Genomic DNA, 12,760 nt, shown 5'->3' with positions numbered 1-12,760 from the left:
AAGAAACTAGCTTTGTTACTCAATACGTGCCTAACACGATGTAACAACACCAATCTATCAGCGATTTAAACACAGATCGGTCATTGATATCTTTCGAATTAAACTATACTGAATCTAGGGTGGCCACAAACTGGCATGTTCTGCAGCTTGCGGTGGTAGCCATTGAGTTTGATAAATAACCACAAGCAGCCGTCATTAACGGATTAATTATTGAGTCACAGGCTGATTGTTGCCAACAAGGTGCGTGGTATTGAAGGATTAGAAATGGATAAAGCATATTCGATCAACCTAAAGGTTTGGTTAACTCTCCTTTCCACTATCTCAGCCGCTGTGTTTGCCTCTGTGCTCATCGTATTCAGTTACCAAATTAAAAAAGATTTCATAATTGAGCAAACTTTACATACCGCTACACAAATCACCGCAAACATAGCAAATACCGTGACCAGTACTGCCTCGTCAGGCTTTTTCACAGCTGGCGATCCCCGTGAATTGATAGAATCACTGCGCTCAGTTGTTGTCATTGACAAACAACTTGTTGTGCGTGACAGCATTGACAAAAGCCAAATTGGCTTAAGCGCCAACACTCTTTTTCCTCAACTTGCGCAAGTAGCCAATCAACATGGGACTGAAGAGCCACGACATTTCTTCGACTCGCAAACAAATACGCTGGTCACTTACCAAGAGATCCCAGCATCGGTGCAAGATGCAAATAATGCGATTTTTGATCCCCCTTATTTTATCTACAGTCAATTTGACCTCACCGAGACATTTTCACAACTGCTCATCCATTACAACCACAATGCTTGGTTTATTATTTTCGCGATTGTTTTTATTTCAGTCTTGGCTTTGCTTGTCACCTATTATTTTATTCACCGCCCCATATCTGAGCTCACCCAGATCAGTAACAAACTGAGTGATTTTGAGTTTATTGCCGAGCATCAAATTAAGGGGGATGGCGAACTAAAACATCTGGCTAATAACCTAGCACGTGCTGCACATACATTAGATATCGGTTTTAAACAGCAAAAACTCGCAGAACAAAATGCGCTTGATAGACACAGCGTATTGCAGGGGATATTTTCAGCACTGCCTGATATCTTTTTTATTATCGATAGGCAGAGCAAAATTTTAGAGTGTCATTATGGCCGGGACGATAACCTGCCAGTACCAGAAAAACAATTTGTAGGGCAACAGCTAATTGATATTTTGCCATCGCATGCAGCCAAGCATTTTGCCAAAGCAATTTCCACCATTGAGCAGAGTAGCCAGCTTACACAAATAGAGTATAAACTGGAAAATACAGACAGTACAAAGCACTTTGAAGCGCGGTTAAACGCGATACCTCAGTCGGACAAACTCGTCATTGCTGTGCGAGATATCACAGACAAAAAACGCCAAGAAGAGGTGATACTTAAACATGCTTTTTACGATACATTGACCAACTTGCCCAATCGATTTTTAGCACTTGATAGACTCCAGCAGATGATCCATGAAGCCAAACGAAACCAACAACTTATTGCAGTCGGCTTCATTGACTTAGACGATTTTAAAAAGGTCAATGACTCAATGGGTCATGAAGTTGGAGACAAAGTGCTTGTTCATTCTGCTTCCGTATTAAAGGGAGCACTGCGTAAACATGATACGGTTGCACGTCTTGGCGGAGATGAGTTCATTATTTTACTGGGAGACATCCAGACACATCATGACATAACCGCTATTGCGACTAAATTAGTCCAACTTTTCCGCTCTCCTTTTGAGATTGATGAACGAGCCTTTACCATTTCTTTGAGTTTGGGCGTTGCGGTTTTTCCAGATGATGCTGACACCCCAAATGAACTTTTAAGAAAAGCTGACTCCGCCATGTACAGTGCCAAGCACATGGGCCGAAATACCTTTTCATTCTTCACCGAGAGTATGAGTCAAGATCTAAACCGCCGCCTAAAACTTGAAGATAGTATGCGCAGCGCCTTGGTCAATCAAGAATTTGAAGTCTATTTTCAACCTCAATATGATTTATCTAGCCGCTTTGTTGTGGGTGCTGAAGCATTACTACGCTGGTATAATACTGAGCTTGGATGGGTCTCCCCAGCTGAGTTTATCCCATTGGCTGAACAAACGGGTTATATTATTGAATTAGGTGAATTTGTGCTAGAGCAGGCGATGCAACAAATTTGCACACTGCAAGACTTCCACCCTCACCCATACCGTATTGCTGTTAACCTCTCACCGAGACAGTTTAAAGACCCCAATCTTGTAAACTCTATTAGCCGTATGATTAATAAATACCAGATTGATACCCAATTGCTCGAACTAGAAATTACAGAAGGCGTTCTACTTACAGGAGACGCATTGGTTAAAGATGCCTTATTCGAATTTCACCAACTAGGTGTCCTCGTTTCAATGGATGACTTTGGTACCGGGTATTCTTCTTTAAACTATTTAAGGTTATACCCTTTTGATGTTGTCAAAATCGACCAAAGCTTTATTTTCGACATGCACACCAGTGAGCAAGTCAGGCAATTGGTCCATACCATTATCACTATGGCCCACAATTTAGGTATAAAAGTTATCGCCGAAGGTATCGAAACCCAACTACAATTAGATATTTTAGCGGCCCTTGGGTGTGATTTAGGTCAAGGCTACTTTTTGGGTAAACCCATGGCAAAAATTGATTTTGAGGCGTGGTTAGCGCAATATGCACACCAACCTTTGAATATTGAGAATAAATCCTTGTCGATACAAGACTATTAAAATGAATATGTTAGTATTGAGAAGTAGTGTAAGGATTTAGAATATGAATATAGAACTACTAGTTTCCAAAGCAAAGCAGGTCTGTGACAATCGCGGGGCGCGTTTTACACCTATTAGAGAAAAGGTGTTTCGCCTGCTTGCAACTAAGCAAGGTGGTGTTGGCGCTTATGACCTGTTAGAAGAACTGAAATTAACAGAGAGTAGTGCCAAACCCGCAACGGTTTACCGTGCGCTAGACTTTTTGGCTGAGCTAGGTTTCATCCATAAAATCGAAAGCACAAACTCATTTATGTTGTGTCACCATTTTGATCATATCCACCCTGTACAACTGCTGATATGTGATAGCTGTGGGCATGTTCAAGAGTTGCACTCAACTGCCATTTCTCATGAGTTAAACAATTTATCAGCAGAAAAAGGCTTTAAAGTAAAAGCACAAACAATCGAAGCACATGGGCTTTGCGAAAAGTGCCAACAGTAGTGCAGCCGTCAAAAAAGCCACTACACTTAAACTAATGTCTGCAATAATGAATAAAACAAGGGACCTAAAATATGAATGTTGAGTTCATCAACCCTTTTTTATCTTCACTAATAAATGTATTAGCGACAATGGCGCAAACGGAGCTAACGCCCGGTAAGCCTAAGATAAAAAAAGATGAAGTCGCCCGTGGAGATGTATCTGGGCTAATCGGTATGGTTGGCCCACAAACCAAAGGCTCTTTTTCAATTACCTTTGACGAAAGCCTTGCCCTCGCGATTATGGAGCGAATGCTTGGTGAAAGACCTGAAAAGATAAATGAAGAGGTCACTGATATGGTTGGAGAAATCACCAATATGGTCACCGGTGGAGCAAAAAATCTACTTGGTGAAAAGGGGTATGATTTCGACATGGCAACACCTTTGGTTGTATCTGGACCTGGACACACCATCACGCATAAGTGTGAAGGTGCTAAAATAATCATGCCATTCACATCTGAGGATGGTAATGCAAATATTGAGGTCAGCTTCGACAAACTATGAGTTGGCACCAATCTGTGATCACGTTGAAGCCTCGTCCTCGAGGCTTTCACCTCATTGACGATGAGCTTTTGACACATATTCCACAGCTGAGCTATTACAAGGTCGGCTTGCTCCACTTATTTATTCAACATACGTCGGCTAGTTTGACGATCAATGAAAATGCCGATCCAACTGTGCGTATGGATATGGAGAGCCATTTCAATCACTTTGTGCCTCAAAATCAGCATTATTATCGTCATGACTATGAAGGAGACGATGACATGCCAGCTCACATAAAGTCGAGTACACTCGGGTGTGAAATCACCATCCCGATCTATCAGGGACAATTAAAACTGGGTACTTGGCAGGGCATATATCTGGGTGAGCATAGAGATCAAGGTGGTCCTCGAAATATCGTAGCGACACTACAAGGACAGCTCTTAGAGTGAGTTATACTCACTCCTCGTTGCAGTATTCATAGCTTACGCGTGGCGTGACATTACACAACAATTCATAAGGGATGGTATCAGCACACCTTGCAACCTCTTCGACAGGCAAGGTTGGTCCCCACATTTCAACTTCATCTCCAACTTGAATGTGCGCAGCATTTTCACCGACATCAACACTGATCATGTCCATTGATACACTACCCACAATCCCATATCGCTTGCCTTTAATAACCACTGGTGTGCCTTGCCTAGCGTGTCGTGGGTAACCATCACCATAACCCATAGCGACCACAGCCAAAGTGGTTGCTTTTTGGCATTGCCACCTCCCTCCGTAGCCAACACGATCACCTTCAGTGACTTGTTTGATGGCGATCACCCGTGTTTTTAGTCGCATCACAGGTTTTAGTTGGTGATCCACTCCAACTTGATCCAACATCGGTGACACCCCATAAAGCATCAGTCCTGATCTAACCCAGTCAAAATGCGCATCTGGCCAACCAATCACGCCAGCAGAATTCGCCAAACACAATGCTTCACGTCGCTCTGAAACCAATGACGCAAACAAATCTATTTGGACTTGGGTAAAGTCATTACTGACGTCATCTGCACATGGAAAGTGAGTCATTAAATTTACTGCTGGCTTGACGTTTTGGCATTGCTTTAAGCGCTGGTAAAAATCATCAAATTGTTCGGGCTCAATGCCTAACCTGTGCATGCCTGTATCAACTTTAAGCCATACGGATATTGGCATTTCTAAGTTGCTCTGCTCGATGGCAAGTAACTGGCTTTCATCATGAACAACTGTTTCAAAGTTATTTGCGAGCAAAATAGGTAAGTCGCTGGGATCGAAAAAACCTTCCAACAAAATAATTGGTTTTGTCAGTCCCCCTGCACGCAATGCCAAAGCCTCGTCGATACGTGCAACTGCAAACGCATCAGCATCTGATAAACATTGCGCAATTTTGACCAAACCGTGACCATATGCATTGGCCTTTAGCACCGCCATTATTTTCGAGCTAGGCGCAATTTCTTTCACCCTAGCTAGGTTATAACGCAGTGCTGGTATATTAATTTCCGCTGTGGCTAACCGCATTCACAGGTACCCTTATCTATTTGGGCTTAGTACTCATCATCTAGTGCTGGCCCAGCATAATTATCAAAACGAGAGTATTGGCCTTGGAAGGTTAACCTAACCTTACCAATTGGACCATTACGCTGCTTACCTATGATAATTTCAGCGGTGCCTTTGTCAGGGCTATCATCGTTATAAACCTCATCACGATAAATAAACATGATCAAGTCAGCATCCTGCTCAATCGAGCCCGATTCCCTAAGATCTGAGTTGACTGGACGTTTGTCAGCACGTTGCTCTAGCGTACGGTTAAGCTGGGACAGCGCAATCACTGGACATTCTAGCTCTTTAGCAAGTGCTTTTAACGAGCGGGATATCTCTGCTATCTCCAATGTACGGTTGTCAGACAAACTAGGAACACGCATTAACTGCAAATAGTCAACCATGATCATACTGATCCCACCGTGATCACGGGCAATACGACGAGCTCGAGAACGAACATCGGTCGGCGTCAAGCCTGACGCATCATCGATATACATTTGCCCTTTTTCCATTAGCAGTCCCATGGTTGAAGACAATCGCGCCCAATCATCGTCGTCTAGCTGGCCTGTTCTCACCTTTGTCTGGTTAATACGGCCAAGTGATGCCAACATCCTCATCATGATCTGCTCTGACGGCATCTCTAGGGAGTAAATTAGAACAGGCTTGTCCTGCGTCATTGCCGCGTGCTCAGCCAAGTTCATCGCAAATGTTGTTTTACCCATTGATGGACGTGCCGCAACGATGATCAAATCGGAAGGCTGTAAACCCGCAGTCATTTGATCCAGATCTGAATAACCAGAGCTAACCCCTGTTACACCATCTTGTGGCGATTGATAGAGCTCTTCGATCTTATCTATGGTCTTTTCTAAAATACTATGAATATTTTGCGGACCTTCAGTGCTTTTGCTGCGCTGCTCAGCAATCTTAAAAACCTTACTTTCAGCTAAATCCAATAAATCGTGACTTGTACGTCCCTCAGGATTAAAGCCAGCTTCGGCGATTTCGTTTGCAACCGAGATCATCTCTCGTACAACCGCACGCTCGCGTACAATACTGGCATATGCATCTATGTTAGCGGCACTTGGGGTGTTTTTCGCTATCTCCGCGAGATAGGCAAACCCACCAATTGAGTCTAATTGGTTATTCTTTTCTAGGTTTTCAGAAATGGTAATAAGATCAATTGGCTGACCAAGCTCGACGAGTTTAGTCATGGCTTCAAAGATCAGTTTATGCGTACGAGTGTAAAAGTCTTGTGCAACAACAAGTTCAGCAACCCGGTCAAACGCTTGGTTATCAAGCATCAAGCCTCCCAGTACAGATTGCTCTGCTTCAATGGAGTGCGGTGGAACTTTTAGTGTATCGACTTGTTGATCAGGTTTGGCCATATTACGACAAAAACAAATGAGTGGATTTGTTATTGTAACCTTAAATCTTGCAAAACTGAATGCTGATAAGCTTAGACGTGCAGTGTAAAACGCAAAAACTAAGCCCAATCTAAATTGGGCCAGGGTTGTTTAGTTGGCTTTTTTCAATTCGATGCGGCCGCTTACCGTATCTATTTCGATATCCGCATCGCCTGAGCCTACTGTAAATTGAAGCTCTCTAGAAGGGCCATACTTTGCTTTTTGAACCTTATCAGCACTTAGCTCATTGGTGATTTTTCCACCAGCATGTGCATCAATGTCGAACTTGGCAGAAATATCTCGTGGGAAGTATAAGTCTGCGTCCCCGCTTACAGACTCTAGATTTACCCGTGCATTTGGCAATAGTTCTTTCACCCGCACTTCAATTTCCCCGTTGACGGTGTTAAGTCTCAACTCTTGCAATTTTGCAATGTCAAACTCAACCTCACCATTCACATTTTCTAACCGGATCTCAGTTGCCTGCGTGTTACTCTCAATGGAGCCATTCACCGCATTGAACCTAATCTTCCCCTTGGAATCCACATCTTCAATATCACCATTGACGGTTTCATAGCGAATGCGCCCGTCTAATTCCTTGCCATCAATATCTCCGTTGACAGTCTCAAGACGCACTTTCCCAGCGATTTGAGAAGCTTTAATGTCACCATTAACTGTTTTTATGTACGCACCAGCTAACAGTTGGGAAGCTTCAACATCGACTTGTACACCTTCAAATATCAGCTCACTTTGCTTTGGCATATAAATTTTCAGTTCAGAACCTTCATGCTTACGTCCCCAACCTCGTGAGTTGGAGGGCATTTTAACGATAAATCTGGTTTTGCTGCCTTTGGTGTCTAATTTGTAGCCCTTTGCATTATCATCAAGCTCTCCGACGACTTTGAATGCAGCTTTGTCCCAAGTCAGTATTTCCACGTTACCTCGTTGGTTTTCTATAAAAACTTTACCATCTGTTGGAATTTCGATTTCTTTATCAATTTTTTCACCAGCCAAAGTTACCAGAGGGAACATGGCTAAACTCAACATCAATGCTTTCATCCTACTTCTCCTAAATTTCCTGCCAACGAGGTTGATGTACTCGTTCAATTAAATCTAATTGTTGTTGATAAACCTGAGCCAACATTTGCAGCAACGCTGCATTTTGTGGATCGTTTTGAAGAGCCAGCTTAATGGCTTGTTCTGCTTCTTCTAATTCTTGCAACTGCACTTGCCAATCATTTGTCAGTGCAGGCTGATTGCCATATTGCACCAACAAGATTTGTTTCTGTTGTTCAAAATACTGACTCATTTGCATCATATTATTTTGCTCTGGCGTACTGAGCGTAAAATACATCACACACATGCCAATACAGGTTGCAGCCGCAATCGCAGAGACTTGTCGCCAAACGCCTGCGGATTTATATTTTTGCGGCTCGCTATCATTTTTTGGCTGTTCATTAATTGCCTTTTCGATCCCTTGCCACAATGCTCGCTGAGGCTCAGGTTGTTGCACTTGTTCTTGTGTATTAGCTATTTGTTGAGACAAGAACTCGTCAAAGTTTGGCTTAGTCATTTTCATACCACTCCTGTAACAACTTTTTTGCTCTGTGATACTGAGATTTACTCGACCCCACAGCCATATCTAACATGACTGCTATCTCTTCATGTCGATACCCCTCTACACCATGCAATACGAAAACAAGCCTTGCTCTTTCCGGTAATCTAAGCACGAGCTTGTCTAGTCCATTAAGATCCCCACACAGTGCGATACTTGCTTCATCCATCCCACTATTTTCAAAACTGACTACTTTTTGTAACCAGTTTTTGTGTTTGCGCAAATAACTTATTGCGATATTTGACGTCACGCTATGCAGCCAGGTTGTAAATTTAGATTGGCCATTAAATTGCGCTATTTTATGCCACAGCTGCACAAATACTTCTTGGCAGGCATCTTCCGCGTGAGCCTGATCCGCCAATAACCGCAAACACAGCGCATAGACCCGCCGATGGCATTGCTGGTACAGAGCGGCAAAAGCAACCTGATCACCTTGCTGAGTACGTTTGACCAAATCATCTAATTCATCAAACGGGTGTTTGGCATCAACTAACATATTTAAATTCCTTTACCGCGAGGTAATGATGATGACACATTTACTTCAAAAGAGCAGTCTGTCTAATACAGTTCAATATCCTATCGAAATATTTTTAAAGCGTGTCAATCAGGTATCATCTTCACAGCGCCTTTCATATTGAGTAAGACGCGCTGTAAAGCAAAAAAGGTTTAAATCAGATGTGATAATTTTATAAAAAGTGGCAATCGATATTAGCTGAGCCAAAGAAGGTGAGAGTCATTAGGTGAGCTTGCCTATCAGGAGCCCCCTTGGTTGCTTGGTTGTGCTGGCTCCTCGCTAAACGCTTCGGGGTGTTTGTATCGCCAGCCCTTGAAGGTCAATTTAGCAGGTTGCTTCACCGTACCGCCATTGCCTAATTTAAGCTTTTTTAACGCCTCATCAAAATGGATACCACTCCCGCCATTTGCTTCAATTGTGGCACCGCGCACAGTGCCAAAAAACTGTCCGCTGCCATTCATGGAAATAGAAGTCAATGGTGCATAAATGACAGCATACAAAGATGATGTTCCACTTACAATGACACCGTGTTTATTTGCATTGCTATTGTCATTTGGGTCAGGCTTGTAAGATGAAAAAATATTGAATGTGCCAAAGCCACTCTCTGTAATACCTGGCTTTTCTGTCACCACCTGAGCACTGGCACCTAATTTTACTTTACCCGTGACAAAGATTGTCAAACTCGCGTCTTTTTCAATATTAAGCCGACTATTGCCCGTCATGATAAAGTCACCATCAATAAGCCAAATAACATCACCTCCTTTGATATTGGGTTTATTAACTTTCTTAATATTAACCACAGCGTCACCACCAATGGTCAGGTTCTTCATGCCATATACATATTCACTGTCTGGCTTGAGCCTTCCGTGTACCTGTTTATTTGTATCAAATAGATAAATGCTCGTTTCACTTGAGGTTTCTTGTTTAATGACTTCTATACCGTTATATCGTTTTTGCTCCAACTTGCTCTGTTGAGGTTGAAACGTATACGTTTGATTAGACTTCACCTCTACATTTTCATATCCGTTATTAGCAATGATGATATTGGGCATGTTACCGGGTAGCGCGAGCGGATCACATTCATCGACCGTTGTATCGTCATGGTTAGGAGAGTCAGGATCGTATACTCGTACTGCCGAGACATTGGGGTTGACGTTAAACTTTGAGGCTGAATAATTAACTCCGTCCTGAGAATGCTCATCGGCCATCTCAAACTTGCCTGTACCACCATATTGAATATCCAAAGGATCATTCTTGGTATTCAAAATATCAGCACCCCAGAGCATCTCTACATTGCCGTTTGCTCGCACGACACCTTGAATATCACCGCCTCGATGAATGACAAACCCTTGCGTCAAAACATCCCCCTCAACACGCATACCACTACCATGAGAGATATCAATTCCGGTATTTGATTGCACGTTACCAATAACTGGAGATGAGCCTTTGAGATATAATACCCCCGACGCTTTTACATCCCCTTTAATTGGCGAGTGACCAGATAACACCACGTCTGAATCACCAATAACTGTATTCACATCGCCGTTGTTACCCTGCGTATCTTCATAGCTCCCCGCCTCAGAGTCATAGCTATCAACCACCCCGCTACCTGATAAATTTACGCCTTTACAGCCCGTCACGGGGTTATTAAAAGTCGGCTCAAGCACCGCATCGGTAAATTCAAAAATTGCCACCATATTGTTAGCGGCGTTTTCACCATACCTTTGACCCAAGCTGGCAACTTCAATAATACCGGCTTGTGGAGAGCTTATTTTTGTTGAGAACTGGCCTTTGCTGTATTCACCACCCGAATGACCAGAGTTTGCCGCAAGTAAGGCTGCCATAGTGGCTCCCTCATTTTGACTTACATAGTCATTGAGACCATCTGCACTGGCAAAAACACCTTTTTCTGCCTGTAAGCGCGCGTTTAAATCTTTTTGAAAGTTACCACTTAGACGCTCTTGTACCAGTGTGTCCTTCATTGAAGTAAACACTACAACACTTGCCATGGTGCTCAGCAGCATCACTTTAATGAGTGTAAAGCCAGATTGTCGTGAAAAACGTTTCATCAGTTATTCACCCTCTCTTGAGGTACTTTCCAAACCGCCTTATCTAACACCAGACGGTTTGCAGCGATATCAATTTGAAGCCCTTCTTTAAATTGCGGTGGTACATCTTTAGGCGTCACGGTAATACTGGTTAAGATCCCAGATTGAGCAAAGTTCAGAGCTTGAACCCCCCTCAATAGCTGGACAGGACCATTGCCTATGTCACAAGTCAAGTAGCCGTTCGACAAAGTATATAACTCTGAGTAATTTGCAGTGGGCACACTGCCATCACATGCCAACCGCAATGCTTCTTGATGCACCCGCAATGCCGCTCCGCCATTTTCAACTTCTGGCTCAGCGTGTGTCTGCTTAATGCTACGAGTCATTACTTGACTCATGTAACGAATAACTTCTTGTGCATGGGATAATTCTTTACTCGCCACAACAGTGCTTTTAATTGCGGTATAGGACATCGCAACGCCGGATAACAAAAATAACCCGGCGGCCATTGCGACGAGTAACTCGATCAACGTGTATCCTCGCAGTTTAAGGGGTGCAATCTGAACTTGGCACATGAACATAACTTGCTACTAATGTTATTTGATTTAACGCGCTATTGTCTTCAATTCGCTTATCCTCCCAGCTTACAGTGAATCTCACATCTCGACGCTCGGAAGCTGGCGTGTTTATATTGTCGTTATATTTGTCCGGAGACAGTTTGAGCACAAAGCGGTTGTCTTTAGGCTGTAAATCGGCGATGCGTGGATTATTAATAAGCAAGAGGTTTTGATTGATATGCTCGTAATAACACAGATCACTCCACATCCGCTCAATCGCATTCTGACCTTTTACCAAAGCAACGGTGTAATTGAAGCTATTATTGGCAAATTGTAGTGACTTCAATTGAGCACCAGCCAACCCCAGCAAAGCGACGCCGGCGATCACAATAGACACCATCACTTCAATTAGTGAAAACCCTTTTTCTAAGCGCAATTCTCTGCAGCCTCGCCTATCCAGCTTTGACCACTTTTCAATATGCATAGTCGATAATCTAACGTGCTATTGTCATTGTCACTCACTAAAATATTACTCACTTGGTTTAATTCACCGGTCGATCTTACCTCACGATCAACCAGTCCTACATAAATAGATTCGTGTTCAATTGTAAACGTACGTAACGTTGCTTCTTCACCATCAACCATGGTATTGACCAACCATTGCGAGTTTTGCTTAACCAGTTTAACTGTTTGTTCTCTTTTCACCGCTTCGCTTCGAGCAAACTGGTATGCGCTATTCAAAAGGTGGACATTAGAATCAACACGATCTTGTTTAATGTAGGTGATGACAGACGGCATTGCCAAACTTGCAAGCACAGCAACCAGTGCCACACACACCAATAATTCAATTAAGGTCACGCCACGCTGTTTTGAATTACCAACAATCATCATTTTGCCCCTCTGAATACTCTGTACCCTGCTCATCTAATGTCAACATGCCACATACATCCGAAATCTGAGTCGTGCCCGTCTTTGGAGTCGCGCTAATTTTGAATTTTAAGCTTCTATAATTGCCTACAATCCCAGGTGGTTTGCCAAGTGCTGTATATTTTAATGTGTAATATTGCAGCTCTTTTTCAAATTTATATTCATCTGGGTAGCCCCCGTTTCTGGAGTAAATGCGCTCCAACGCAACCGCTTCTTGATACATAATTTGCTGTATATCTGCGCGGTAACCCTTGCGTAGGTAATCCAAATAACTAGGTAAAGCAACGCTCGCTAACACCGCGACCAGCGCAACAGCGATAAGCAATTCAATTAACGTAAAGCCACGTAAGCTACGACGATTAAACATTGTTCTCCAAACTAAAATGATA

Annotated in this window: 14 protein-coding genes; 4 read left to right on the top strand and 10 right to left on the bottom strand. The window is 43.0% G+C overall.

What is annotated here, in order from left to right:
• The first annotated feature begins 264 nt into the window (after positions 1–264).
• The 4 genes from N483_RS02690 (at position 265) to N483_RS02675 (ending at position 4,196) form a co-directional block, all read left to right on the top strand.
• A complete protein-coding gene (locus N483_RS02690; protein WP_023400719.1) occupies positions 265–2,751 on the top strand; it encodes an EAL domain-containing protein in 2,487 nt (828 codons plus the stop codon).
• A 43-nt stretch (positions 2,752–2,794) separates the two neighbouring features.
• Positions 2,795–3,229, top strand: coding sequence for a zinc uptake transcriptional repressor Zur (zur, locus tag N483_RS02685; protein ID WP_023400720.1), 435 nt, complete (start codon positions 2,795–2,797; stop codon positions 3,227–3,229).
• A gap of 71 nt (positions 3,230–3,300) precedes the next feature.
• On the top strand, positions 3,301–3,768 hold the full coding sequence (locus N483_RS02680; RefSeq protein WP_023400721.1) for a chemotaxis protein CheX: 468 nt from the start codon (positions 3,301–3,303) through the stop codon (positions 3,766–3,768).
• Positions 3,765–4,196: a secondary thiamine-phosphate synthase enzyme YjbQ gene (locus N483_RS02675; RefSeq protein ID WP_023400722.1), complete on the top strand. Its 432-nt coding sequence runs from the start codon at positions 3,765–3,767 to the stop codon at positions 4,194–4,196. Before N483_RS02680 ends, N483_RS02675 begins: the two co-directional genes overlap by 4 nt.
• 7 nt (positions 4,197–4,203) lie before the next feature.
• Here the strand turns inward: N483_RS02675 and alr are convergent, their stop codons facing one another.
• The 10 genes from alr to N483_RS02625 all read right to left on the bottom strand — a co-directional run bounded on the left by alr (position 4,204) and on the right by N483_RS02625 (position 12,738).
• Positions 4,204–5,289, bottom strand: a complete 1,086-nt coding sequence (gene alr / locus N483_RS02670; protein ID WP_023400723.1) for an alanine racemase — start codon at positions 5,287–5,289, stop codon at positions 4,204–4,206.
• A gap of 26 nt (positions 5,290–5,315) precedes the next feature.
• The gene (gene dnaB, locus N483_RS02665; protein ID WP_023400724.1) at positions 5,316–6,695 is read right to left on the bottom strand and encodes a replicative DNA helicase; all 1,380 of its coding nucleotides are present in this window, start codon (positions 6,693–6,695) and stop codon (positions 5,316–5,318) included.
• 129 nt (positions 6,696–6,824) lie between these two features.
• Positions 6,825–7,769 (bottom strand): DUF4097 family beta strand repeat-containing protein, encoded by a 945-nt coding sequence (locus N483_RS02660; RefSeq protein ID WP_023400725.1) that lies wholly within the window; start codon positions 7,767–7,769, stop codon positions 6,825–6,827.
• 10 nt (positions 7,770–7,779) lie between these two features.
• Positions 7,780–8,283 carry an Anti-sigma-K factor rskA gene (locus N483_RS02655; RefSeq protein ID WP_023400726.1) on the bottom strand — a complete coding sequence of 168 codons (504 nt, stop codon included), beginning with the start codon at positions 8,281–8,283 and terminating at the stop codon, positions 7,780–7,782.
• Positions 8,276–8,821, bottom strand: a complete 546-nt coding sequence (locus N483_RS02650) for an RNA polymerase sigma factor (protein ID WP_023400727.1) — start codon at positions 8,819–8,821, stop codon at positions 8,276–8,278. Before N483_RS02650 ends, N483_RS02655 begins: the two co-directional genes overlap by 8 nt.
• Before the next feature lie 257 nt (positions 8,822–9,078).
• Complete coding sequence (locus N483_RS02645) at positions 9,079–10,908, bottom strand: DUF7305 domain-containing protein (protein ID WP_023400728.1); 1,830 nt, start codon at positions 10,906–10,908, stop codon at positions 9,079–9,081.
• Complete coding sequence (locus N483_RS02640; protein ID WP_052027411.1) at positions 10,908–11,417, bottom strand: PilW family protein; 510 nt, start codon at positions 11,415–11,417, stop codon at positions 10,908–10,910. The genes N483_RS02645 and N483_RS02640 overlap by 1 nt, the downstream gene beginning before the upstream one ends.
• Positions 11,418–11,433: 16 nt before the next feature.
• Positions 11,434–11,880: a type IV pilus modification PilV family protein gene (locus N483_RS02635; RefSeq protein WP_023400730.1), complete on the bottom strand. Its 447-nt coding sequence runs from the start codon at positions 11,878–11,880 to the stop codon at positions 11,434–11,436.
• Complete coding sequence (locus N483_RS02630) at positions 11,871–12,335, bottom strand: GspH/FimT family pseudopilin (RefSeq protein WP_023400731.1); 465 nt, start codon at positions 12,333–12,335, stop codon at positions 11,871–11,873. The genes N483_RS02635 and N483_RS02630 overlap by 10 nt, the downstream gene beginning before the upstream one ends.
• Positions 12,319–12,738: a type IV pilin protein gene (locus tag N483_RS02625; RefSeq protein ID WP_023400732.1), complete on the bottom strand. Its 420-nt coding sequence runs from the start codon at positions 12,736–12,738 to the stop codon at positions 12,319–12,321. The genes N483_RS02630 and N483_RS02625 overlap by 17 nt, the downstream gene beginning before the upstream one ends.
• Positions 12,739–12,760: the final 22 nt, after the last annotated feature.

This window comes from Pseudoalteromonas luteoviolacea NCIMB 1944 (assembly GCF_001625565.1).
Taxonomy (GTDB): Bacteria; Pseudomonadota; Gammaproteobacteria; order Enterobacterales; family Alteromonadaceae; genus Pseudoalteromonas; species Pseudoalteromonas luteoviolacea_F.
Note: the sequence above shows the minus strand (reverse complement) of the source record. Positions and strands in the feature narration are given on the sequence as shown.

What these genes read in the sequence shown, in the direction of transcription:
- N483_RS02680 (WP_023400721.1), top strand. Translation starts at nt 3,301, where the DNA reads ATGAATGTTGAGTTCATCAACCCTTTTTTATCTTCACTAATAAATGTA.
- N483_RS02645 (WP_023400728.1), bottom strand. Translation starts at nt 10,908, where the DNA reads ATGAAACGTTTTTCACGACAATCTGGCTTTACACTCATTAAAGTGATG.
- N483_RS02650 (WP_023400727.1), bottom strand. Translation starts at nt 8,821, where the DNA reads ATGTTAGTTGATGCCAAACACCCGTTTGATGAATTAGATGATTTGGTC.
- zur (WP_023400720.1), top strand. Translation starts at nt 2,795, where the DNA reads ATGAATATAGAACTACTAGTTTCCAAAGCAAAGCAGGTCTGTGACAAT.
- N483_RS02675 (WP_023400722.1), top strand. Translation starts at nt 3,765, where the DNA reads ATGAGTTGGCACCAATCTGTGATCACGTTGAAGCCTCGTCCTCGAGGC.
- alr (WP_023400723.1), bottom strand. Translation starts at nt 5,289, where the DNA reads ATGCGGTTAGCCACAGCGGAAATTAATATACCAGCACTGCGTTATAAC.
- N483_RS02630 (WP_023400731.1), bottom strand. Translation starts at nt 12,335, where the DNA reads ATGATGATTGTTGGTAATTCAAAACAGCGTGGCGTGACCTTAATTGAA.
- N483_RS02655 (WP_023400726.1), bottom strand. Translation starts at nt 8,283, where the DNA reads ATGACTAAGCCAAACTTTGACGAGTTCTTGTCTCAACAAATAGCTAAT.
- dnaB (WP_023400724.1), bottom strand. Translation starts at nt 6,695, where the DNA reads ATGGCCAAACCTGATCAACAAGTCGATACACTAAAAGTTCCACCGCAC.
- N483_RS02690 (WP_023400719.1), top strand. Translation starts at nt 265, where the DNA reads ATGGATAAAGCATATTCGATCAACCTAAAGGTTTGGTTAACTCTCCTT.
- N483_RS02660 (WP_023400725.1), bottom strand. Translation starts at nt 7,769, where the DNA reads ATGAAAGCATTGATGTTGAGTTTAGCCATGTTCCCTCTGGTAACTTTG.
- N483_RS02625 (WP_023400732.1), bottom strand. Translation starts at nt 12,738, where the DNA reads ATGTTTAATCGTCGTAGCTTACGTGGCTTTACGTTAATTGAATTGCTT.